The sequence below is a fragment of the Amycolatopsis nalaikhensis genome (assembly GCF_030264295.1).
GTDB classification, from domain to species: domain Bacteria; phylum Actinomycetota; class Actinomycetes; order Mycobacteriales; family Pseudonocardiaceae; genus Amycolatopsis; species Amycolatopsis nalaikhensis.
The window spans coordinates 4440597-4463078 of sequence record NZ_CP127173.1 but is presented as its reverse complement, the minus strand read 5'-3'; the positions used below and the strand labels follow the sequence as shown (position 1 = coordinate 4463078).

General features: G+C 71.7%; 20 protein-coding genes. 9 read left to right on the top strand and 11 right to left on the bottom strand.

The window, feature by feature from the left end; translation table 11 throughout:
* The first annotated feature begins 116 nt into the window (after window positions 1-116).
* Genes QP939_RS22080 through QP939_RS22060 form a run of 5 tightly spaced genes read left to right on the top strand, consistent with a single transcriptional unit; the run spans window position 117 to window position 6762 of the window.
* Entirely contained in the window at window positions 117-683 is a 567-nt protein-coding gene (locus tag QP939_RS22080; RefSeq protein WP_285458714.1) for a YbaB/EbfC family nucleoid-associated protein, read from the top strand.
* Window positions 684-694: 11 nt separating this feature from the next.
* Window positions 695-1003, top strand: coding sequence for a type VII secretion target (locus QP939_RS22075; RefSeq protein ID WP_285458713.1), 309 nt, complete (start codon window positions 695-697; stop codon window positions 1001-1003).
* Window positions 1003-5067 carry a DUF8616 domain-containing protein gene (locus QP939_RS22070; protein ID WP_285458712.1) on the top strand — a complete coding sequence of 1355 codons (4065 nt, stop codon included), beginning with the start codon at window positions 1003-1005 and terminating at the stop codon, window positions 5065-5067. The genes QP939_RS22075 and QP939_RS22070 overlap by 1 nt, the downstream gene beginning before the upstream one ends.
* 25 nt (window positions 5068-5092) lie before the next feature.
* Window positions 5093-5917, top strand: a complete 825-nt coding sequence (locus QP939_RS22065; protein WP_285458711.1) for a hypothetical protein — start codon at window positions 5093-5095, stop codon at window positions 5915-5917.
* 2 nt (window positions 5918-5919) lie between these two features.
* A complete protein-coding gene (locus QP939_RS22060) occupies window positions 5920-6762 on the top strand; it encodes a ferredoxin (RefSeq protein WP_285458710.1) in 843 nt (280 codons plus the stop codon).
* Here the strand turns inward: QP939_RS22060 and ilvA are convergent.
* Complete coding sequence (gene ilvA / locus QP939_RS22055) at window positions 6747-7949, bottom strand: threonine ammonia-lyase (protein WP_285458709.1); 1203 nt, start codon at window positions 7947-7949, stop codon at window positions 6747-6749. The two genes, QP939_RS22060 and ilvA, sit on opposite strands and share 16 nt — an antisense overlap.
* A 96-nt stretch (window positions 7950-8045) precedes the next feature.
* Between ilvA and QP939_RS22050 the strand changes: the two genes are divergently transcribed.
* The 3 genes from QP939_RS22050 to QP939_RS22040 all read left to right on the top strand — a co-directional run bounded on the left by QP939_RS22050 (window position 8046) and on the right by QP939_RS22040 (window position 9898).
* The gene (locus tag QP939_RS22050; RefSeq protein ID WP_285458707.1) at window positions 8046-8312 is read left to right on the top strand and encodes a hypothetical protein; all 267 of its coding nucleotides are present in this window, start codon (window positions 8046-8048) and stop codon (window positions 8310-8312) included.
* Between the two features lie 81 nt (window positions 8313-8393).
* Complete coding sequence (locus QP939_RS22045; RefSeq protein WP_285458706.1) at window positions 8394-8873, top strand: TIGR03618 family F420-dependent PPOX class oxidoreductase; 480 nt, start codon at window positions 8394-8396, stop codon at window positions 8871-8873.
* A gap of 146 nt (window positions 8874-9019) precedes the next feature.
* Window positions 9020-9898 (top strand): transposase family protein, encoded by an 879-nt coding sequence (locus QP939_RS22040; protein WP_285449446.1) that lies wholly within the window; start codon window positions 9020-9022, stop codon window positions 9896-9898.
* A gap of 144 nt (window positions 9899-10042) precedes the next feature.
* Here the strand turns inward: QP939_RS22040 and QP939_RS22035 are convergent, their stop codons facing one another.
* The 8 genes from QP939_RS22035 to QP939_RS22000 all read right to left on the bottom strand — a co-directional run bounded on the left by QP939_RS22035 (window position 10043) and on the right by QP939_RS22000 (window position 18352).
* Entirely contained in the window at window positions 10043-11200 is a 1158-nt protein-coding gene (locus QP939_RS22035; protein ID WP_285458705.1) for a cystathionine gamma-synthase, read from the bottom strand.
* 34 nt (window positions 11201-11234) lie between these two features.
* Window positions 11235-11681: a hypothetical protein gene (locus QP939_RS22030; RefSeq protein ID WP_285458704.1), complete on the bottom strand. Its 447-nt coding sequence runs from the start codon at window positions 11679-11681 to the stop codon at window positions 11235-11237.
* A gap of 292 nt (window positions 11682-11973) precedes the next feature.
* Window positions 11974-12366: a hypothetical protein gene (locus tag QP939_RS22025; RefSeq protein ID WP_285458703.1), complete on the bottom strand. Its 393-nt coding sequence runs from the start codon at window positions 12364-12366 to the stop codon at window positions 11974-11976.
* A gap of 388 nt (window positions 12367-12754) precedes the next feature.
* Entirely contained in the window at window positions 12755-14278 is a 1524-nt protein-coding gene (locus tag QP939_RS22020; RefSeq protein ID WP_285458702.1) for a hypothetical protein, read from the bottom strand.
* A 128-nt stretch (window positions 14279-14406) separates the two neighbouring features.
* Window positions 14407-15777, bottom strand: coding sequence for a cystathionine beta-synthase (locus tag QP939_RS22015; protein WP_285458700.1), 1371 nt, complete (start codon window positions 15775-15777; stop codon window positions 14407-14409).
* A 345-nt stretch (window positions 15778-16122) separates the two neighbouring features.
* Window positions 16123-17067: a pentapeptide repeat-containing protein gene (locus QP939_RS22010; RefSeq protein WP_285458699.1), complete on the bottom strand. Its 945-nt coding sequence runs from the start codon at window positions 17065-17067 to the stop codon at window positions 16123-16125.
* A 27-nt stretch (window positions 17068-17094) separates the two neighbouring features.
* Window positions 17095-17595 (bottom strand): AbfB domain-containing protein, encoded by a 501-nt coding sequence (locus tag QP939_RS22005; protein WP_285458698.1) that lies wholly within the window; start codon window positions 17593-17595, stop codon window positions 17095-17097.
* A gap of 52 nt (window positions 17596-17647) precedes the next feature.
* Window positions 17648-18352, bottom strand: coding sequence for an IclR family transcriptional regulator (locus QP939_RS22000; protein WP_285458697.1), 705 nt, complete (start codon window positions 18350-18352; stop codon window positions 17648-17650).
* A 155-nt stretch (window positions 18353-18507) separates the two neighbouring features.
* On the opposite strand from QP939_RS22000, the gene QP939_RS21995 reads away from it, so the two are divergent.
* Entirely contained in the window at window positions 18508-19728 is a 1221-nt protein-coding gene (locus QP939_RS21995; protein ID WP_285458696.1) for an acetyl-CoA C-acetyltransferase, read from the top strand.
* 276 nt (window positions 19729-20004) lie between these two features.
* On the opposite strand, the gene QP939_RS21990 is transcribed toward QP939_RS21995, so the two are convergent.
* Together QP939_RS21990 and QP939_RS21985 are read right to left on the bottom strand one after the other, a co-directional pair.
* A complete protein-coding gene (locus QP939_RS21990) occupies window positions 20005-21543 on the bottom strand; it encodes a DHA2 family efflux MFS transporter permease subunit (protein WP_285458695.1) in 1539 nt (512 codons plus the stop codon).
* Window positions 21544-21705: 162 nt separating this feature from the next.
* Window positions 21706-22407, bottom strand: a complete 702-nt coding sequence (locus QP939_RS21985) for an LppU/SCO3897 family protein (RefSeq protein ID WP_285458694.1) — start codon at window positions 22405-22407, stop codon at window positions 21706-21708.
* Window positions 22408-22482 lie beyond the last annotated feature (75 nt).

Here is a 22482-nt window from a genome sequence, read left to right as displayed (position 1 = left end):
CGTGAAGGCCACCATGAGGGAGTTGAACTCCCCTATGGTGGCCTTCACGGCGTTTGGAGGGGAACCGCGGGCGGCCCCCATCCGTCAGTGTGGAGACGCAGAGAGAAGGGGCCGGGATGCCGGACAGCATCGACGCCAGCGACGCGATGATCGACAACTGGACCAAGCGGCTCGAGGAGAACGCCGCCCGGTACCAGGCGCTGGCCGATCGCATGCAGGAACAGTCGGTCACCGAGCGGTCGAAGGACGGCACGGTCCAGGTGACCGTCGATTCGCGCGGGCTGCTGAAGAACCTCGTCATCTCGGAGTCCGCGGCAGGCAAGCGGATGGCCGAGGTGTCGGCGCAGGTGATGCAGCTGGTCCAGCGCGCCCAGGCGCGAATCCCGGAACTGCTGCAGCAGGCGATGACCGAGACCACCGGCACCGGCGACCAGGCCGCGGCGGAGATCGTCCGCGAGGCGCAGAGCACGTTCCCGGAGCCGCCGCCGGAGCCCGAGCCCGCGTTCCCGGAACCCGACCGCGTCCGGCGGTTCCTGCCGGAGGACACCGACGAGCAGCCGCCGTCGCCGCCGCGCACCCCGCCCGGCCCACCTGCCCCACCTGCCCCGCCGCAGCCGCCGCGCCGCCGTCGTCCGGTCGACAACGACGATGACGACGACTTCGGCGGACCGATCCTTTCCTGAGGGGGAAACCGATGACGGACGTGGAACTCAGCACAGACCTCACGGCGCACGCGAAGCAGCTCGACGCCATCGGGGACGGGCTGCAGCAGGCCGTCGACGCGGCGAACCAGGTCAGCATGCCGACCGACGCGTACGGCATTCTGTGCCAGCCGTTCCGGATGATGCTCGATCCGGTGGAGCAGTACGGGATCGACGCGCTGAAGGACGCCGTGCAGGCGATGACCGCGGTGTCCGGCAAGGTCCGTGAGGCGGCGTTGGCCTACCACCAGTACGAGTCCGGCGTCGCCGGTGATCTCAACAAGTCCGCGGGCGGTGCGTGATGCCGGAGGGGAACCCGCTCGTCGCGGAGTCGAAGCAGGACCCGGACGGGCCGGGCGCGTTCACCGCGGGCAACGGCGACTACGGCTGGGCGGGCGGCATCGGCATCGCCGAGTCGTCGATGGACGCGTTCAACGGCATCAAGGACGGCGACTGGGTTTCCGGCGGGCTGGGCATGCTCAGCCTGGCGGGCGAGATCGCCGGTGCGGCGGTCGACCCGTTCGGGTACCTGATGTCGTCGGTGGCGTCGTTCCTGATGGAGCACGTGCAGCCGCTGAAGGACATGCTGGATTCGGTGGCGGGCAACCCGCCGGTGATCCAGTCCTATGCGGACACTTGGGGCAACGTCTCCAAGGCGCTGGGCGAGCGCAAGACGGACTTCGACAACGCGGTCAAGAACGGAACGGCGGGCTGGCAAGGCCAGGGCGCGGACGCGTACCGCAAGTTCGCGGCCGAGCACAGTGAGGCATTGTCGGGCGCGGCGACGGTGGCCGGCGCGATCAGCACGGTCACGATGATCATGGGCCAGGTCGTGTCGTTCGTGCGCGAGACGGTGCGCCAGCTGATCGCGGACCTGGTCGGCAAGCTGATCGCGTGGGTGATGGAGGAGGTCTTCTCCCTCGGCTTCGGCACCCCGGTGGTCGTGGCCCAGGCGTCGGCGGCGATCGCCAAGTGGGGCAAGAAGATCGGGGAGCTGCTCAAGAAGCTCACGGACACCATCCGCAAGGTTTCGCCGCTGCTGTCCAAGCTGGTCGACGTCTTCGAGAAGATCGCCAAGGTGTTCGGCAAGGTGCTGGGCAAGGTCAGCGGCCTCGACGGCCTGAAGATCAAGGAAGGCGGCTTCGTCCGGAAGATCCCGAAGGGTGAAGGGGGCGGGGTTCACGCGCGAGCGCACGGCGGCGACGGCGACAGCTCCCCGGACGGGGACAGCTCCCACGGCGAGGGCGACGGCTCCCGCGGCGACCCGGGCGATTCCGGTGGCAGCCATGGGGATTCCGACTCGCCCAGCTCGGACCCGATGAACACGGACTCCGATCCGGGATCGCGGCGGAGTTCCGGCCGCGATGGCTCGGGTTCGCCGGATGGGGACTCCTCGCCTTCGGCTCGTGGGGAGGACGGTGCGCCGTCGCACGCCGGGGACGGCAGCTCCTCGGCGGACGGCAGCACTCCGCACGCCGGGGATTCCAGCCCGTCGGCGAGTCGCTCGCACGCGGGCGACTCCAGCCCCTCGCCCACGCGCGGGACCGACAGCACGCCAGCCCACGCCGGTGACTCCACACCCACCCACGCGGGCGACGGCACGCCATCCCACGCGGGCGACAGCAGCCCGTCGCCCACGCGCGGCAGCGACAGCACGCCGTCGCACGCTGGCGACTCGAGCCCCTCACCCACCCGTGGAACGGACGGCACGCCAACCCACGCAGGTGACTCCAGCCCGTCACCCACCCGCGGGACCGACAGCACGCCAACTCACGCAGGCGACTCCAGCCCGTCCCCCACCCGCGGCAGCGACAGCACCCCGTCCCATGCCGGGGACTCCAGCCCGTCGCCCACCCGTGGAACGGACGGCACGCCAACCCACGCAGGCGACTCCAGCCCCTCACCCACCCGCGGGACCGACAGCACACCAACCCACGCAGGCGACTCCAGCCCCTCACCCACCCGCGGCACCGACAGCCCCGCACCCACGCACTCCGGCTCCTCGCCCGCCGCGCGGTCGGATGCCCCCAGTTCGCACGCGGGCGGCGATACCCCGAGCAACGCCACCTCACCGCGGGCCGACGGCACCACCTCCGCCAGCGGCACCGCGCCGACCGCTCCGCGCACCGGTGACCCCGGCACCCAGCTCCCGTCGCCGCGCGGCGGGGACGGTGCCGCCTCCGGCATCCCGCCGCAGGGCGGTGCCCCGATGACGGGCGGCATGCCTCCCGGTGGCGCGCCCGGCGGCGGTGGTCTCAGTGGCGGTTCGCCGCGCACCGGCGGTCCCGGTGGCCCCGGCTGGACCGGCACCCCGGGCACCCCCGGCGCGCACGTCGACGCCCCCGGCCGCCCCCGCACCGGCGGCGACCTGCCCGATGGACGCCCGCGCGGCGACCTCCCCGAAGGACGCCCGCGCCCCAGCGGCGACACCCCGCGGCCACGCACGCCGGAACCGGCCGCCCGCGGCTTCGGGCCCGGCACGCACGGCCCGGACCCGCGGACCGGCGGGACGCACGGTCCCGACGGCGGCACCCACGGCCCGCACGAAAACGGCCCCAACCCTCACGAGAACGGCCCGCACGAAAACGGCCCCGACGGCGGCACCCCGCACCACGACGAGCCGCTCACCCCGGACGAGGTCAACGCGCGGCACTCCGAAAGCACCCCGTCCGGCAGCTCCTACCACGCCGGCGACCCGGACATGGGCGACCTGCCGCACCGCGTGCAGCCCGACCCGGACGGCCGCTACACCGTCGACGTCCACGTCACCCCGGACGGCCACGCCCGCATCGGCGACCGGCTCTACACCCCCGAGGAGTTCGCGGACATCCTGCGCCGCAACGGTGACTACGACGGCCGCCCGATCCGGCTGATCGGCTGCGACGCCAGCTCCAACGACTTCGCGCACCGGCTCTCGCGCGAGCTCGACACCGAGGTCATGGCCCCGACCAAGCCGGCCTGGACCGACTCGCACGGCCGCGTCTTCTCCTCCGACTACGAAATCGGCCCCGACGGGCGGATGCGGCCGCGCATCCCGCCGGACGGCGAATGGAACACCCACCACCCGGACGGCTCGACGCACCGGGCGGGCGAAGACGGCTTCGCGCCGGACAGCCACCACGGCGACGCGCACGACGTCGACGCCGACAGCGCGCTCGCCCGGGGCAAGGACCACCCGGACATGCACGACCTCGACAGTGGCTGGGAGGAGCCGGAGTTCAAGCACCACAAGCCGCTCACCCTCCAGCCGGGCGAACGGTTCTACGACCCGGCCAACCCGCGGCACCTCGAACCGAACACCCGCTACGAGGTCTCCGACTCCAACGGCCGGTTCACCCGCGTCTACACCAACGGGGACGAGCCGCCGCGGATCACGCACGTCGACGCCGACGTGCCGAACACCCGCGTCGGGAACGGGCCCGTCGAGGTCGGCAACCCGGACACCACCCACCTGCTCGGCGACGTCGACTACCGGGTGAACACCGGGGAAGGCCACTTCGAGTTCCACACCGACGCCGACGGCCGTCCCCAGCTGGACATCGACCACTTCGACCCGCCGATGACCCCGCCGCCCGTCGAACGCCGGATCACCGGCTACGACCCCAGCCACAACGGGGACGGCCCCTTCGGCGCCACGCCGCCGAAGAAGCTCGAGCCGAACAGCCGGTACGAGGTCTACACCACCGCGCCCGACGGCACCGAACAGTGGCACGGCACCTTCTACACCAGCGGCGACAAGCCGCCGGAGTTCACGCACATCAAGACGTGGCACGACAACGAGCGCGGCATGATCAACCCGGAGACGGGTGACAAGCACACGATGCACGACCAGCACGCGACCCGTCCCGAGGGCGTGCCGGTGCGCGGCGCCAAGTACGAGATCGGCGCCGAAAACATGCACTACCACGCCGACGCGCACGGGAACGCCGCGGTGTCCTGGGAGCCGGACTACTCCAGCCCGGCGACGAAGCGGGTCAACACCGACGTCCAGGACCGGGTCGGCAAGATCGGCCAGGCCGACGACAGCACCAGCACCGTCAACCGCGGCGGGCACACCGCCGACCACCGCTCCGGTGGCCTGCAGGGGCGGCTGGGCATGGTGCCGCAGGACTACTACCAGAACCACAGTGTGGGCAACCCGGACAACTGGCGGCAGATGGAGATCGACCGCCAGACCTTCGAACGCAACCACGGGGACAACGGCCTGGTGCGCGTCTACGCCGACGCCCCCTCGGTCGGGGAGACCCCGGACCGGCTGCACGTGATGTCCGAGAGAATCCACCCCGACGGCACTCGCACCTACAACTACAGGAGCTTCCCGAATGTCGCGAACCCAGCCCCCGTGGTACCCCCCACCCGGACCTGATCTCCGGGAGGCGGACGAGGACCAGGTGGTCCGCTGGATCGGTGGACAGCTGATGGCCGCCGCTCCCGAAGGGTGGCGGCGGATCGACATGACCGTCCGGCTGACCGCGGCCGTCGAGGAGATCGCGCTGGCCGTCGTGATGCCGGACGGCGCGGCCGCGCGCATGGAGCCGCCGCCCGACGTCAGCCCGCTGCTGTTCGAGCTGCGGAACAAGAAGTACATGCGCGACCGCGGCACCTGGCTGTCGCTGCGCCTGGTCATCGAGCCGGACGGCGACTACCGCGTCTCCTACAACTTCGACCTGGACCCGCTGTGGGACCCGCCGGTCGAGACGGCCGTGTACGACCAGGACTTCGAGGCGTTCCCCCGCGACGACGAGTGGATCCCCGCCTGGTACCGCGAGGGCGTCAAGGGCGAGACCGGCGGGAAGCGGACCGCCGACGAGCCCAACGCGCTGCTGAAGAACATCGCCGACTACCTGAAGTTCACCCTCCCCGCGGGCTGGGACTACCTGCAGCTGCAGTACCGGGCGGTCGGCGACCACGAGGAGTCCGGCGCGATCGTCCACTCGATCACCGGCACGGTGTACCCGTGGACGCCGCCGGCGCAGGTGCTCGACCTGCTGCGCCGCCACCGCGCGGCCTCGCTGTCCGACGGCCGGGGCACCTGGGTGAGCCTGAAGTACGAAATGAAGTTCCCCGACTCCGTCAAGGCGCGGTTCAACGCGACCGAGGACCCGGGCTTCCAGGAGCAGCCGCCCGCCGAGGCGTACGCCGAAGAGCTGCGCCGCTACCCGCGCTCGGAGCAGCGCACGCCGGACTGGCTGCGCCAAGGCGCCGAAGGGGCCTGACCATGACGCAACCGCCGGGGCCGCTGCGCCCGGACCAGCAGCAGGAGATCGTCCGCCAGCTCGGCGCCGTGCTGACGTCGCAGGTGCCGCCGGGGTGGCGGCAGCTGCGCGTCGAGTACCGCGCCGCCGGGCGGCACGTCGAAGCCGACCTGCTGGTGACCGGTCCGGACGGCGTGCCCCGGCCCGGCCAGCCCCACCCGGAGGCGCTGCGGCTGCTCGGCGTGCTGCGCTCGGGCATGTACCAGCCCGGGTTCGGGACCTGGCTCGGCGCGATCTTCGTGTTCGAGCCGGGGCAGGCGCCGGACGTCGACTTCGTGCGGCCGGACCTCGAGCCGCCGTTCCGGCAGCAGCCGCCGCCGATCGGCTTCCAGGACGAGCTGCGGTTCTTCCCGCGGGCCGAGGAGAACATCCCGGCGTGGCTGCGCAACCGCGCCGGGTTGCCCCCGGTGCCTGACGGCGAAGTGCGCACCCCGCGGATCTACGACGGCCTCGACGCGTCCGGCAAGCCGCTCGTCCGGCGCCAGCCGCTCATCCCGGCGGAGGCCGAACGGGTGCTGGCGTACCTCGACGCGGCGCCGGTCATCCTCGCCTCGCGCAGCAACGGCCCGGACGCGTTCGCCCCGGACCGCACGGACGCCGTGCCGATGAACTTCCGCACGGACGGCGCCTGGGCCTGGCCAGGCGCGGTCGCCTACTACCTGCGGGAACACGGCGTGCCGCCGGACCCGGACCTGGTCGCCCACATCCGGTCCCGGCGCTTCACCGCCCCGGCCGAGGTGCCCGAGCCCGCGAAGGACCTGGCACTGGCCGCGATCACCGGCGAACGCCCTCAGACGACAGTGTAACCCGCGTTCGCCAGCGCGATCTCGACCTCTTTGCAGTGCTCGGGGCCGCGCGTCTCCAGGGCCAGCTCGACGTCGGCCTCGCCGAGGTCGAGGGTGCCGGAGATCCGGCTGTGCTCGACGTCGAGGACGTTCGCGCCCAGCTCGCTGACGCACGACAGCACGCCGACCAGCGAGCCGGGACGGTCCGGGACGCGCAGCCGGAGCCGCAGGTACCGGCCGCCCGCCGTCATGCCGTGCTGGATGATCTGCAGCAGGAGCACCGGGTCGACGTTGCCACCGGACAGGATCGCCACCACCGGCGGCTCGAACGCGCCGGGGTGCTGCAGGAGCGCCGCGACCGTCGCCGCGCCCGCGGGTTCGACCACCAGCTTGCGCCGCTCCAGGCAGAGCAGCACCGCGCGGGACAGGGACTGCTCGGTCACCGTCACGACGTCGTCGACCAGGGACTCGACGTGCGCGAAGCTGACCAGGCCCGGCTCGCCGACCGCGATCCCGTCGGCCATCGTCGACGTCGAACCCAGCCGGACCGGCGCGCCCGCGGCCAGCGACGGCGGGTACGCCGCGGCTTCCTCGGCCTGCACGCCGACGACGCGGACGTCCGGGCGCAGCGCCTTCACCGCCGACGCGACCCCGCCGACCAGCCCGCCGCCGCCGGTGGCGACCAGGATCGTCTTGACGCCGGGCACCTGCTCGAGGATCTCGAGGCCGACGGTGCCTTGCCCGGCGATGACGTCCGGGTGGTCGAAGGGGTGGATGAAGACCGCGCCGGTCCGCTCGCCGAACTCGATCGCGGCTTTCAGGGTCTCTTCGAGCAGGGCGCCGTGGAGGTGGACGTCGGCGCCGTAACCGCGCGTGGCGGCCAGCTTCGGCAGCGGCGCGCGCAGCGGCATGAAGACGGTCGACTTGGCACCCAGCAGCGACGACGCCAGCGCGACGCCCTGCGCGTGGTTGCCGGCACTGGCCGCGACGACGCCGCGCTCGCGCTCGGCGGCGGTCAGACCGTGGATGCGCGTGTAGGCGCCGCGGATCTTGAACGACCCCGTCCGCTGCAGGTTTTCGCACTTCAGGTGCACCGGACCGCCGTGGAGCTTGCGCAGGTCGCGCGCGTGCTCCATCGGCGTCACCCGGGTCACTCCTTTTAGGAGCTCCCGGGCGGCCTGGATCCGCTCGAGGGTGACGAGTTCCATGGCCCGGACTATGCCACTCAGGAGATCCACAGGTTGACCGGACCGGGAGCCGGGTACCCTGGGACGCGTCAACACGCGGTAAACAGGGAGCAACGCATGGCACGGGGGAACGACGCTCGGCGGGCTCGCGCCACCCGGTCCGCCGGGCTGGTGCCGCTCGTGATCGGCTTGGCGTCGGCGGCCGCGCTCACCGGAGCCGCGTACATCACCGTGGACAGCGCCTCGTGCGGCTCCCCTGCCCAGTACATCCGCCACGACAGCCACGTCGAGCTGGTCGGCGGCTGCGTGGACGGCTCGACCCTGCCGGCCACGGGCACCCAGAAGGCCGGCGGCGCCGTCGTGCACGGCAACTACAACCCCTGACCTGCTGGGTTACCCCGCTGTGCCAGTGGCACAGGAAAGTGCCTTCTTCCGCGGGATCCGCGCGTCCCCGATGATCATCGGGTGACCACCGTTTACGAACCCGGCCGCGGCCCGGGCCCCGCCAAGCCCACCGAAGACGCGCTGATCGAGCTGCTCGGTTCGCGAAGCCTGGGCACGCTGGCGACCGTCAACCGCGCGGGCTTCCCGCACCTGTCGACCGTCGCCTACGCCTGGGACCCGGTCGAGCGCGTCGTGCGGATCGGGTCGACGCAGGGGCGCGCGAAGGTCCGCCAGCTCGCCCGCGACCCGCACGCGTCGCTCTACGTCAGCGGCGACGACCACCTGTCGTTCGCGGTGGCGGAGGGCGTGGCCGAGGTGTCGCCGGTGAGCGCGGTGCCGGGCGACGAGACCGGGCGGGCGCTGCTCGCGATGCAGGCGCCGTTCGCCGATCCCGCCGACGAAGCCGTGTTCCTGCGGAACATGGTCGAAGACCGCCGCGTGGTGATCACGCTCCGGGTGGAGCGCCTCTACGGCGGCGGCCTCGACGTCGGCGCGAACTGACCAATGCGCCCCAATGGGGTTGTTTCATCGTGAACGTGGCTGGTCAGGCCGTCGAGCTCCTGGTGTTTGCCTGTGACGGTAAGAAGTGGTGCCCGGACCAGCGCGGCGAGCCTGGACATAGGTGAAGCCCTCGGCAAGATCGAGATGTGAGTCAATCACCCGCCGAGGGCTTCGGTCCTCTTTCCTACCAGGTCACCCTTCCGCTCTCGCGGCAAACCCTGCAACTGGTCGCCGGGCTCATCCGCACCCGCCGATCCCGGCTGCGGTCACGATGGCGCAAAGCCACCCCCGCTGAGCAGGCACTAGCGGTACTGGCGGTGCTGCGCCACGACCCGCGCCTGGCCCACATCGGCGGCGGCCTGAGCGTATCCGCGTCCACGGTGCGCCGCTGGGTGCTGGAAGTCATCGGCCTGCTCGCCGCCCGCGCCACGCGACTGGACCGCGTCCTGCGGCGGCTGGTCGCGCGAGGCGGGTCGGTAGTGCTGGTGGACGGCACCCTGATCCGGACCCGGCGCCGCACCGGACGCGCCAACCGGGCCAACTACAGCGGCAAACACAAACAGCACGGCCTGGTCACGCTCGGGCTGACCGACGAGCAGGGCCGGCTGCTATGGGTCTCGGCAGCGCTGCCGGGCAGGACCGCCGACATCACCGCCGCCCGCCGGCTTCGCATCCGCCAGCACCTGCACGCCCACGGCCTGACCCCGGCCGGGGACAAAGGGTTCCACGGCTGGCACAAAGACGTCCGCGCCACCCGCGACTGCCCGGTCTGCGCAGGTCCCTGCGAGCAGGTCGTGCTCACCCCTTACAAAGCCGAAGCCCGCCGACCGCTGACCAAGGCCCAGAAACAGGCCAACGCCGCGTTCGCGGCGATGCGGTGCGCGGTGGAAGGCGGATTCGCCGCCCTCAAACACTGGCACATCCTCGACAAACTCCGTCTCGACACCCGCCACGCCACCACCCTGCTACGCGCTCTGCTCGTGCTCACCCAGCACGAGCAGAGCGTCCGAGACCCGCAGCCCTGAGCTGATACCACACCCGGTCCCCCCGCCGTGACCAGCCCAAACCACGATGAAACAACCCCAATGTGGCGTTGGTTGCGTCCAACGCACCCAATGTGGCGTTCGGTGCGTCCAACGCACCGAACGCCACATTGGGGCGCTTGAGACTCAGCCCAAGGCGGCCAGCAGGTCGGCCACCAGGTCGCGGCCGTCCTCGATGCCGACCGACAGGCGCAGCAGGTCCGCCGGGACCTGCAGCGTCGACCCCGCCGTGCTCGCGTGGGTCATCTTGCCCGGGTGCTCGATCAGCGACTCGATGCCGCCCAGCGACTCGGCCAGGATGAACAGCTTCGTGCGGGAGGCCACCTCCAGCGCCGCCTGCTCGCCGTCCGCGTGGCTGAACGACACCATCCCGCCGAACCGGCGCATCTGCTTCGCCGCCGTCTCGTGGCCGGGGTGCTCCGGCAGGCCCGGGTAGTAGACCTTCGCCACCTTCGGGTGCTTCACCAGCGCCTGGACGATCAGCTCGGCGTTGTCGCTGTGCCGCTCCATGCGCAGGGCGAGGGTCTTGATGCCGCGCAGGGTCAGCCACGCGTCGAACGGGCCGGGCACCGCGCCCGCCGCGTTGCGCAGGTAGAAGAACTGCTCGCGCAGCTCGTCCTCGTTCGTGACGATCGCGCCGCCGACGACGTCGGAGTGGCCGCCGAGGTACTTCGTCGTCGAGTGCAGGACGATGTCCGCGCCGAGCGACAGCGGGTTCTGCAAGTACGGCGTCGCGAAGGTGTTGTCGACGACCAAGCGGGCGCCGGCGTCGTGCGCGACCCCGGCCAGCGCCGCGATGTCGGCGACGCCGAGCATCGGGTTGGTCGGCGACTCGCACCAGATCAGCTTCGTCTCGGGCCGGATCGCGGCGCGCACCTCGTCGAGGTTCGCGAGGTCGGCGACGGTGTGCTCGACGCCCCACAGGCTGAGCACCTTGTCGATCAGGCGGAACGTGCCGCCATACGCGTCGTTGCCGAGCACGAGGTGGTCGCCGGGGCGCAGAGTGCTGCGCAGCACCACGTCGGAGGCCGCCATGCCGGAGGCGAAGGCCAGCGCGTGCCGGCCGCCTTCCAGGGAGGCCAGGGCCTCCTCCAGCGCCGAGCGGGTCGGGTTCGCGGTGCGCGAGTACTCGTAGTCGCCCTCGCGGGTCCCGCCCACGCCGTCCTGGGCGTAGGTCGAGGTCTGGTAGATCGGCACGATCACGGCGCCGGTGCGGGGGTCGGGCTTCTGACCGGCGTGGATCGCGCGGGTCTCGAATCCCAGTTCGGAGTAGTCGTCCACCATTGGTCAAGCGTACGGCCCGGCCCCGGCATTCCCGTCAGGTGGGATGGATCTCAGCCTCGCACCACCGCGCGACGGGCCCGGACACGGCGAGTACCAGCGTGACCACGGCCGGTGGCAGCACGACGCCCAGCGCGGCCAGCCCACCGGCGGCCAAATCGCCGGGACCGCCGAGGTCGACGAAGGCGAGCCCGGTGGCCGAGAGGACGAGCGAGGTCAGCGTGGCGAGGAGCGCGGTCGAGCTTCCGGCGATGCAGCCGATGCGGCCGATCGGGTGCCGCCGCAGCAGCAGGGTGCCGCCGGGGAGCAGGGCGGAGACGAGTACGGCGTTGACGACGGCGTGCACGAGCGCGCGGCCCGCATCGGCGGGGAAGCGCACGAGCGTGACGACGTCCAGGACGAGCCCGGCGAGGTAGAGCAGCCCGCCGAGCAGGGCGAGCACCGCGGCGGCGAGTGCGGTCCGGCCTTCGGTGGAGGTGGTCAAGCGGTCACCGGCCCGTGGTCGGCCGCCCTGCTGGCGGGGCGGGTACGGCTGCCGAGGATAGGGGCACGGGGTGGGCGCGGCGGGCCGGGCTCACCGGCGCGGCGGGAACGCCAGCACGTGCACGGCACCCACGGCCGGGCCCTGCGGTCGCCGCCCCGGTGGCGGGGTACGGCTCCCGCGCCGGGGCGGGCTCACCAGCGGCGCGGGGGCGGGGCAGCGGCGGTGCCCCTCCGGGCCGGTCTTACCGACGCGAGCGGGCGAATAGCGGCACAACGCCAGCACCCGCCCGAAGTCACCAGCTCCGTGGCGAATACGCGCCCTGGCTCGAGAAAACGGGCATCGTCGGCGTGCGATAACGCAGGTAGCGGAACGTCGGCGGCAGGAACGCCAGCACCAGCACCAACACCGACAACCCGGCCAGCGCGACGCGGTCCACCATCGCGAACCCGCCGTGGGTGAACATCGCGTCGGTGAACCGGGCGACCGGCACGCCCACCGACAGCGGCTCGGTCAGCAGAGCGCCGATGGCCAGCAATGCACCTAGGCCGAGCAGGACCGCGCCCGCCGTCGCGCGGAACAGCGTCGCCAGGGAACCGAGCAGCAGCACCAGTCCGGCGACCAGGTAGCCGGCCAAGTCGGCCAGCACCCAGCCCGGCAGGGCGCCGAGGCTGAATTCGGCCGGCATGTCGAGGAAGATGCGGACCGGTACGTATCCCGCGGCGGCCGCGGCCGGGAACCCGAGCAAACCGGCGAGTATCGCCGTTGCTCCGGATGGTCTAACCGGTGACGACGAATGCGAATACGTTACCGGGTATCCGGGCACAGCTCCCCCATCGGCGGTTAGCGCGAGACGACGGCGCTCACCATAGACCGGAATTGGCGGGGTGGTCCGAAAACGAGACGGAATTCGGCCGGACGGCGGAACCCAAGATCATTATTGTGCGGTAGCGGCAGAAATCCCGTCACAGATCGCCGCGGCACTCTTTGTCCTATTCGGACAATTGCGAATTCGGCTATAAATGCAGCGTGCCCCGGAACCGAATCGGCTCCGGGGCACGCTGATGTGTACTAGTTCACCACTGTTGCTGCTGCGGCGGCTGGCCGGGCTGGCCGAACCCGCCGCTCGGCGGGCCCTGCTGACCCGGCGGCTGGCCGTAGCCGTGCGGCGGCTGCTGCGGGTAGCCCTGCGGCGGCTGGCCCGGCTGCCCGAACCCGCCCTGCTGCGGCGGCTGACCCGGCTGCGGGAAGCCCCCGCTCGACGGCTGCGGGAACCCGCCGCTGGACGGGTTGGGGCCGCCCGGCTGGCCGTAGCCCGGCGGCGGGCCGTACCCCTGCTGCGGCTGGCCGAAGCCCTGCTGCGGCTGGCCGTACTGGCCCGGCTGCTGCTGCTGCGGACCACCGAAACCCTGCGGGCCGCCGAAGCCCTGCGGACCACCGAAGCCCTGCGGACCGGCCGGTGCCGCGCCGCCGCCACCGAGGCCGACGAACTGCTGCGTCGCCGGGATGAGCCCGAGCACGCCGATGATCAGGATCAGGATGCCGAAGATCATCGGCGGGATGCCGATGCCCGTGGCGTTCTCGATGTCCGCGCCGAGGCCCTTGAGCTGCTGCAGGAAGGCGTCGTTCGGGGTGGTCCCGACGACCAGCAGGATCGAGAACAGCGTGACCAGCGCGCCACCCGCGGCGACGGCGATCGGCACGATCTTCTTCAGCGACGCCGGCAGCTTCCCGGCGAGCGCCAGTCCGACGCCGGCCGCCAGCGCCACCAGGCTGAAGATCAGGAGCATGATCACGTAGAACCACAGCGTGCCCGACCCGGCCGTGCCCGCCTGCTCCAGGAACTTGTCGAGCGCTTCCTGGCTCGGCGCGCCCTCGAGCTCCTTCGAGTAGTCACTGACGTCGCCGATGTAGACGAACGTGTAGATCAACGCCACGAGCGCGAAGACCGCCGCGAGCCCACCGGCGATGTAGCCGAACAGGCCGTTGTTGCCGCCACCCTGCGCGGGCGCGCCGAACTGCGGCGGCTGACCGCCGAAGCCGGGCTGCTGGGGGCCGCCGAAGCCCTGCGGACCCCCGAAGCCCTGCTGCTGACCGGGCTGACCCGGCTGGCCAGGCTGACCCGGCTGGCCGAAGCCACCGGGCTGCTGGCCGAAACCACCCTGCTGGCCCGGCTGCTGGCCGAAGCCGCCCGGCTGCTGGCCGAACGCCGCGGCCGGGTTGTCGGCCGCGCTCGGCGGCGGGGTGTACGGGATCGCCGGCGGCTGGGAGCCCGGCGGGACCAGCTGCGTGGAGTCCGCGACCGGGGCGTCGCCGCCGCCGACCGGGTTCACCATCTGGGTCGCGTTCGCGTCGACCGGCGGGACCACCTGGGTCGCGCCCGCCCCGCCGTCACCCGGCTGGGCCGGCTGGACGACCTGGGTCGGCTCCGGCGTGTCCCCGAACGGGGACCCGCCCTGCTGCGGCTGGGCCGGCTGCACGACCTGCGTCGGTTCCGGGCTGCCGAACGGGTTGTCCTGCTGCGGCTGGGGGCCACTCGGCGGACCCTGAGGTGGCTGGCCGCCACCCCACGGCTGGTTCGGTGGCTGCGGTGCACTCATGTGGGTCTTGAACCCCCTTGACGATGACGCGAAAGTGTTCTACTCGCGCCCACGCTATCGGATCACCCGGCAGGGCGCTCGTAACGCCCCTGCCGGGTCCACCGATTAAGCCTCTTCTCAGGCCTTGTTCACCGGCCGGCCAGGAAGCCGAGCAGGTCGTGCCGGGTGACGACGCCGGCGGGCTTGCCGTCGACCAGCACGAGCGCGCCGTCGGCGCTCTCCAGCGCGGTCATCGCCGAGCTCACCTGCTCGCCGCCGCCGATGGTCGGCAGCGGCGGCGACATGTGCCGGTCGAGCCGGTCGGCCAGCTGCGCCTTGCCGGTGAACAGGGCGTCGAGCAGGTCGCGCTCGTTGACCGCGCCGACGACCTCGGCGGCCATCACCGGCGGCTCCGCGCTGACCACGGGCATCTGGCTGACGCCGAACTCGGAGAGGATCGCGATGGCCTCGGCGACCGTCTCGTTCGGGTGCGAGTGCACCAGGTTCGGCAGCGAGCCGCTCTTCTTGGTGAGCACGTCGGCGACCGTCGCGCCCGAGGAGTCGGGCGGCAGGAAGCCGTAGGAGGACATCCAGGTGTCGTTGAAGACCTTCGTCAGGTAGCCGCGGCCGCCGTCGGGCAGCAGCACGACCACGACGTCGTCCTCGGTGAGCCGCTCGGCGAGCTTCAGCGCGGCGGCGACGGCCATCCCGCAGGAGCCGCCGACCAGCAGGCCCTCCTCGAGCGCGAGCCGCCGGGTGATCTGGAACGAGTCGGCGTCGGAGATCGGGATGATCTCGTCGGCGATGTTCCGGTCGTAGGTGTCCGGCCAGAAGTCCTCGCCGACGCCTTCGACCAGGTACGGCCGCCCGCTGCCGCCGGAGTAGACCGAGCCCTCCGGATCCGCGCCGACGACCAGGACGCGGCCGTCGCTGACCTCCTTGAGGTACTTGCCGGTGCCGGAGATCGTGCCGCCGGTGCCGACGCCCGCGACGAAGTGGGTGATCTTCCCGTCGGTCTGCTTCCACAGCTCGGGGCCGGTCGAGTGGTAGTGGCTCTCCGGGTTCTGCGGGTTGGCGTACTGGTTGGGCTTCCAGGCGCCGTCGATCTCGCGGACCAGGCGGTCGGAGACGTTGTAGTAGGAGTCCGGGTGCTCCGGCGGCACCGCGGTCGGGCAGACCACGACGCGGGCGCCGTACGCCTTGAGCACGTTGCGCTTGTCCTCGCTGACCTTGTCCGGGCAGACGAACACGCACTGGTAGCCCTTGCGCTGGGCGACCATGGCCAGCCCGACGCCGGTGTTGCCGGACGTCGGCTCGACGATCGTGCCGCCCGGGCGCAGCTCGCCGGAGGCCTCGGCGGCCTCGATCATGCGCAGCGCGATGCGGTCCTTGACCGAGCCACCCGGGTTCAGGTACTCGACCTTGGCCAGCACGAGCGGCTTCAGCCCCTTGGTCAACGAGTTCAGCTTGACCAGCGGGGTGTTGCCCACGAGGTCTGCGATGTGCTCTGCGTACTCCACGACCACCAGCCTAAACGGCCGACCGGTGGCGTTGTCCACTCCGCTCGCGACCGGGCCCGGGCGGGCCCCCCGGGTGCGCGTCGGGCATGGCGGGCGGCGACCGCGAGGTCGGACCGCCCGGCGCGGACCGTCAGGCGGCCACCAAGCCGCGCGTCCGCACCGGTTGCGGCCCGAGGGCCGCGGCACGCTGAGCCGTCATCCCGTCCCGGAGGTTCCACCCGGCGCCGGTCGAGTTCCGGCACCCCGTCCGCAGGAGCAGGGACGCCCGGCAGGCGGCCCATCCGAATACCATCGCCAGTTCACCTCCCGATTCGTGGAATGGCGACTTGCCTTGATGGGACGATCCTAACGGCCTTCCGGTTGCCCCGGATCGTCCTTTCGTGTCAATTGCACGCGGTCCGTCCCGTCGTTCATCGGCTGTTCTTCCCAGCCGGGCGGCCAGGTCCGCGGTGATCCCGGCTTCGCCGTCGCCCCGGCGAGCCGGGCCGCCGACTTCCGGCCGAAATCCGCCGCGTCCGCGAAGAAGGCGCCGTTGAAGCTGTCGCGGTCGCCGCCGAAAACGGTGCCGCGGAAATCGACGCGACCTTCGAATCGGGCCCGGTTGAAGTCCGCTTTGGTGCGGAATTCGGTGCCGCGGAAGGACGCCAGTTCCTGGAACCGCGTGTTGTAGCAGACGATCGAGCGGATGACGCAGTGCGTGAGGTTCAGCCCGACCAGCGTCGCCTCGGAGAAGTCCAGGTCGGTGTCCACCCAGAAGTCGCCGCTCGGCGTCTCCGCGGAGCCGGGCCGCAGGTGCAGCATGAGGATGCGCTGCGCGGCCTTGCGGACCTGCAGTTCTTCTTCGTCCTTCTTGGGGTTGAAGGGCATCCGCAGGTACGCGCAGAAGACGTTGACGATGGTCTGCCGGTGTTCCGGGTGCCCGGCGGCGAGCCGTTCCAGCGCGTACAGCCCGGCGAGCCGCACCGGCGCCTTGTCGCTGCCGAGCTGGTCGGCGGCCTTGCCGTACATCTCGGTGATCCGGCGCTCGGTGGCGTCGTGGTCCTTCTGCGCGAGGTCCAGCTCGGCCGAACGCTGCCGCCGCGCGGCGAGCAGCAGCGCGGCGGCCCCGCCGGTCCCGACGACGATGCTGGCGGCGGTCCGCAGGGCGTCGAGCCGCGCGGAGTCCTCGGGACGGCCGCCGCCGAGCAGGCTCAGCAGCAGCGTCGCGGCGAGCGCGGCCACGACGAGGAGCCCGGCTCCCCACAGCAGGATCGTCCTGGTCCGCAGCACCCGCGCCGGCTCGTTCCCCACCCGGGTGATCCTGCCACGGGGCGTCCGTCACATGAGCTTGATCGCCAATTCGCCGGTCAGGTCGAAGGAGGAGTCCTCCCAGAACTGCCGGTTCGACTCGTACGGGCCGAGCCACAGCTCGTAGTTCGCGTGACGGAGGTAGTGGTCGGCGAGGTTGTAGGCGCGGATCGCCGTGTGGTAGAGCGAGCCCGCGCCGGGCGCGGCGCCGACCGACGGCACGAGTTCGAACGTGGCGTCTTCGGCGAACTGCCGGTCCCCGTCGGTGTACTTGTCCAGCTTCAGGCGGAAGTCCTGGTGCCGCAGGTAGAAGCCGGTGAAGTCGTAGCCGCTCCAGGTGACCGGCGTGAACGAGACCAGCCTGGTGTCGGCGAGGCCGGGGACCACCTTGAAGCTGGCGTCCTTCGCGGGCAGGCCCTCGCCCGACGAAACCTCGTCGAGGTAGACCAGGAAGTCGCGGTGGCGGACGTACCTCTTCGGGAAATTGGCCGACCGGATGGAAACGTTCCAGGTCATCGTGTTTTCCGGCATCGGACTCCCCTTTCCTCGACGTTCCGTTCACCCGGATTCTCTGGCGGCTGGGTCACCGGGAGAAGCGCTCGTCTCGCTCAACGAACCGCTCGGACACGGGCAGCCGCCGGGTGATCCGGCGGGACGCCCGCAGGACGAGCTCGCCGAGCCCGGCCGGGGCTGTCGGGGTGGCCACGACCGCGCTGATCGAACCGGCGAACGCGCCGTCCGCGTGCCAGACGGGGGCCGCGAGGCACCGCACGCCGTCCGGGTGCCGCCGGGCGAGCCACGGGCCGCCGACGCGGGCCACGACCTCGTCGTGCGTCCCCCGGGTGCCGGCGAGCAGCACCCGCCCAGCCGCCGTCGCCGCCGGGACGACGTCCTCCATGCGCATCCGCGGGAGGCCGGTGCCGCCGGACCGGGAGCCCGCCACCACCCGGACGCGGTCGTCGTGCAGGACGGTCACGGCGACCGTCGTGCGGGTGAGCGTCGCCAGTTCGCGCGCCGGCTCGAGCGCCGCCTGCCGCAGCCCCGGATCCGGCTGCCAGGCCCGGCCCAGCCGGGCGAGCGACGGCCCGACGTAGTACCGCTGGTCGTGGCGTTGCGCCGCGCCGAGCGCCACGAGCTGTTCGAGCAGCCGGTAGGCGGTGGGTTTCGGCAGGCCGGTCGCCCTGGCCACCTCGGACAGCCCGCTGCCGCCCGGCGCCCGCGAGAGCGCGTCGAGCAGGCGGAACGCCCCTTCCAGCACGCCGCGGCCGCGGTGTTCTCCGTCGTCCATCGGACTCCCCTCCCGGGGTACCGATGCGGCCGGGTGCGGTTTGCGTACCTCCCCGCCCGGGTGAACCTCACACCGGCTTCGGCTTTCTCCTCGCCGCCGGAAGCGGCAGTATGGTGAGCAACCGCTTAGCTCGCGATACGAGGATGTGTCACGCCATGCCTGAAGCTGTCATCGTCTCCACAGCTCGCTCGCCGATCGGCCGCGCCGGGAAGGGCTCGCTGGTCGGCATGCGGCCCGACGACCTCACCGTGCAGATGGTCCAGGCGGCCTTGGCCAAGGTGCCGCAGCTCGACCCCGCCGACATCGACGACCTGATGCTGGGCTGCGGCCTGCCCGGCGGCGAGTCCGGGTTCAACATGGGCCGCGCGGTGGCCGTCGAGCTCGGCTACGACCACCTGCCCGGCTGCACCATCACGCGCTACTGCTCGTCCAGCTTGCAGACGACCCGGATGGCGTTCCACGCGATCAAGGCCGGTGAGGGCGACGTCTTCATCTCGGCGGGCGTCGAGACGGTGTCGCGGTTCGCGAAGGGCAGCTCGGACTCCTGGCCCGACACGCACAACCCGCTGTTCGCCGAGGCGGAGAAGCGCACGGCGGCGACGGCCGAGTCGGGCACGGACACGTGGACCGACCCGCGCGAGTCCGGCGAGGTGCCGGACGTGTACATCGCGATGGGCCAGACGGCGGAGAACCTGGCGCGGCTCAAGGGCGTCACGCGCGAGGAGATGGACGAGTTCGGCGTCCGGTCGCAGAACCTGGCCGAGAAGGCCATCGCGGACGGCTTCTGGGCCAAGGACATCACGCCGGTGACGTTGCCGGACGGCACGGTCGTCTCGAAGGACGACGGCCCCCGGGCGGGCGTGACGATGGAGGGCGTCGCGGGGCTGAAGCCGGTGTTCCGCCCGGACGGCCGGGTGACGGCGGGCAACTGCTGCGCCCTGAACGACGGCGCGGCGGCACTGGTCGTCATGTCCGACACGAAGGCGCGCGAGCTGGGCCTGACGCCGCTGGCGCGGATCGTCTCGACGGGCGTGACGGGCCTTTCGCCGGAGATCATGGGTTACGGCCCGGTCGAGGCGTCCAAGCAGGCGCTGTCGCGGGCGGGCCTGTCGATCGGCGACATCGACCTGGTCGAGATCAACGAGGCGTTCGCGGCCCAGGTGATCCCGTCGTACCAGGACCTGGGCATCGACCTGGACCGCCTGAACGTCAACGGCGGCGCGATCGCGGTGGGCCACCCGTTCGGCATGACGGGCGCGCGCATCACGTCGACGCTGATCAACTCGCTGCAGCACCACGACAAGCAGTTCGGCCTGGAGACGATGTGCGTGGGCGGCGGCCAGGGCATGGCGATGATCCTGGAGCGCCTGTCCTGACGGGATGAGGTTTCGAAGGCCGCCGCCGGGTTCCGGTGGCGGCCTTCGTGCGTCGCGGGCGGCTTGGCGCAGACCTGCCGCGGCGAGCATTGGCCCGCGGCCAGGCTCGGCGCGGGTCGCGCGGCTCGATTCACGCGCGGCGAGGCAGGCTCCACGCCGGACCCGCACCCCGGCGCGGTCTCCGCGCGGCCTCGGTTGGAGCACCACGCGCGGGGCCCGGCTCGCCACCGCACCACGCCACTCGGCCGGGGCGCGGCCAGGCGAACCAGAGCTCACCTAGTGGACCATCACCGGCGGGGTCACCTCGTCGCCATCCTCGGAGGTGACCGCCGGCGCGGGTGGGCGGTTCTTCGGCAAGAACAACGCCGGGATCACGCACAACGCCACCAGCACCAGGCTCCACACGAACGTCGTCGAGAACGCGTCCGCCGCCAGGCCCGTCGCCGCGTCGTGGGAGGCCGGGTTCAAGATCGCCGCCGTCGCCGCCAGCTGGCCCTGGGCCGTCGGGACGCCGAACTTGCCCGCCAGCAGGGCCGCCAGGATCGTCGCCATCACCGCCGAACCGATCGCGCCCGCCGTCTGCTGGACTATGTTCGTCGCCGTCGAGGCTCGGGCCATGTCCTTCGGCTGCAGCGTCTGCAAGGCCGATGTCGTGATCGGCATCATCGTGCAGCCCATGCCGAGCCCCATCACGAACAGCGCTGCCAGCAGCACCGGGTACGGCGTCGTCGCCGAGACCTGCGTCAGCACCGCCATCGACCCGACCAGCAGCACCATGCCCGGCAGCACGATCCGGCGCGCGCCCACCTTGTCGGCCAGCCTGCCCGCGATCGGCATCGTCACCATCGCGCCCAAGCCCTGCGGGGCCAGCAACAGCCCCGCGTGCAACGTCGATTCTCCGCGCACCAGCAGGAAATACGTCGGCAGGAGCATCATCCCGCCGAGGAACGCCACGAAGAACAGCGACATCGTCACCATCGCCACAGTGAACGCGCGGTTCTTGAACAACCGCAGGTCCACCAGCGGGTTCGCCACCTTCAGCGCGCGCACCACGAACGCCACCAGCAGCGCCAGCCCGGCCAGCGCCGGCAGCCACACCTCGACGGCGCCGATCCCGCCCGCGGACGGGATCTTCGACACGCCGAAGATCAGCGCCGCCAGCCCCGGCGACACCATCAGCATGCCCGGGAAGTCGAACTTCTCGGCGGCCTCCGGCGCGTCCTCGGGCAGCAGCCGCCACGCCAGCAGCAGGGTGATCGCGCCGATCGGCACGTTGATGAAGAAGATCCAGCGCCAGCTCACGGCGTCGACCAGCCAGCCGCCGAGGATCGGGCCGCCGATCGGGCCCAGCAGCATCGGCACGCCGAGCACCGCCATCACCCGGCCGAGCCGCTGGGGGCCCGCCGTGCGGGTCAGGATCGTCATGCCGCAGGGCATCAGCATGCCGCCGCCGAAGCCCTGCAAAACCCGGAAGATGATCAGCGTCTCGATGTTCCACGCCGCGCCCGCCAGCATCGAGCCGGCCAGGAACAGCACGATCGCGACCATGTAGAGCCGCTTGGTGCCGAACCGGTCCGACGCCCAGCCGGTGATCGGGATGACCGTGGCGAGCGCGAGCAGGTACCCGGTGGCGACCCACTGGATGACGTCGAACGACGTCGAGAACTCGATCGTCAGCTTCTGCAGGGCGACGTTGACGACGGTGGTGTCGAGGATCGCCATGATGGCACCCAGGACGACCACCGAAGCCACTTTGAGCACCCCGGCGTCGAGCGCGTCACCGTTCGGCGCCGAGCCGGTTCTTTCCGTAGTCATAAGGAGATTCCCCCCGGTTTTCCGATTCGTCCGCGAGGCTACCGGGGGCCACCGACAAAAACGCCTCGGCAGGTGCTGTCCGCCGGCACCGGGTGAGGCGAAGCCGAGCGAGACGAAGGCCCCCTCGCACGGGGCGAGAGGGCCTTCGACGGGGTTCGCTGCCTACTTCTTGGCCTTGAAGCACATCGTCTGCGCGGGCTCCGGGTACGCGACGGCGATGACGTCTTCCTCGGTCCCGCAGGCGTTCTTGTCCGCCTGGCCGGCGACGACCTTGACCACCTCGGCCTCGCCGCTCGGGTCGGTGCACGGCACCTTCTTGTAGCCCTGCGTCTTCGAGGTCAGGTTCGCCAGGCAGTCGCCCTGCTTGGCGTTGACCATCAGGCACAGCTTGTACGAGCTGCGGCCGGTGACCGAGTACGTGTCGTACGGGGATTCCGCCCCGCCGGGGCACTCGTCGCTCGCGCTGTCGAGCTTGGCGCCGATCTTCACGTTCGCGTTGACGTCCGCGCAGTCGGCCTTCACCGGGTCGTCGCCACCGGTGGTGAACTCGGTGATGGTGAGGCAGTCACCGGCGCTGGAGCTGGCCGGCGACTTGGCGAACGACACGATCCCCACGATCACGGCGGCGATCACGACGACGCCGATGACCGCGAACTTGACGATGGTGCCGGTCTTGGACTTCTTCGGCACCGGCGGCACGGGCGCGTAGCCGGGCTGGCCGGGCGGCGGGAACTGGCCGGGCGGCGGGCCGTACTGGCCGGGCTGCCCGTACTGCTGCTGCGGCTGACCACCGGGCGGCGGTCCGTAGGGATCGGGCTGACCCACCGGCTGCTGGCCCCCGGGGGCCGGAGGGGGAACGCTCACTGTGAACCTCACACATGTGAAATGAAGAACCGACCGGCACATCCAACACGCAGGGTGAGCACAGCCCGCAGCGGG

Coding starts and splice junctions, on each gene's coding strand:
- QP939_RS22080 (WP_285458714.1), top strand. CDS start 117: ATGCCGGACAGCATCGACGCCAGCGACGCGATGATCGACAACTGGACC.
- QP939_RS22075 (WP_285458713.1), top strand. CDS start 695: ATGACGGACGTGGAACTCAGCACAGACCTCACGGCGCACGCGAAGCAG.
- QP939_RS22070 (WP_285458712.1), top strand. CDS start 1,003: ATGCCGGAGGGGAACCCGCTCGTCGCGGAGTCGAAGCAGGACCCGGAC.
- QP939_RS22060 (WP_285458710.1), top strand. CDS start 5,920: ATGACGCAACCGCCGGGGCCGCTGCGCCCGGACCAGCAGCAGGAGATC.
- ilvA (WP_285458709.1), bottom strand. CDS start 7,949: ATGGAACTCGTCACCCTCGAGCGGATCCAGGCCGCCCGGGAGCTCCTA.
- QP939_RS22050 (WP_285458707.1), top strand. CDS start 8,046: ATGGCACGGGGGAACGACGCTCGGCGGGCTCGCGCCACCCGGTCCGCC.
- QP939_RS22035 (WP_285458705.1), bottom strand. CDS start 11,200: ATGGTGGACGACTACTCCGAACTGGGATTCGAGACCCGCGCGATCCAC.
- QP939_RS22025 (WP_285458703.1), bottom strand. CDS start 12,366: ATGCCGGCCGAATTCAGCCTCGGCGCCCTGCCGGGCTGGGTGCTGGCC.
- QP939_RS22020 (WP_285458702.1), bottom strand. CDS start 14,278: ATGAGTGCACCGCAGCCACCGAACCAGCCGTGGGGTGGCGGCCAGCCA.
- QP939_RS22005 (WP_285458698.1), bottom strand. CDS start 17,595: ATGCCGGAAAACACGATGACCTGGAACGTTTCCATCCGGTCGGCCAAT.
- QP939_RS22000 (WP_285458697.1), bottom strand. CDS start 18,352: ATGGACGACGGAGAACACCGCGGCCGCGGCGTGCTGGAAGGGGCGTTC.
- QP939_RS21995 (WP_285458696.1), top strand. CDS start 18,508: ATGCCTGAAGCTGTCATCGTCTCCACAGCTCGCTCGCCGATCGGCCGC.
- QP939_RS21990 (WP_285458695.1), bottom strand. CDS start 21,543: ATGACTACGGAAAGAACCGGCTCGGCGCCGAACGGTGACGCGCTCGAC.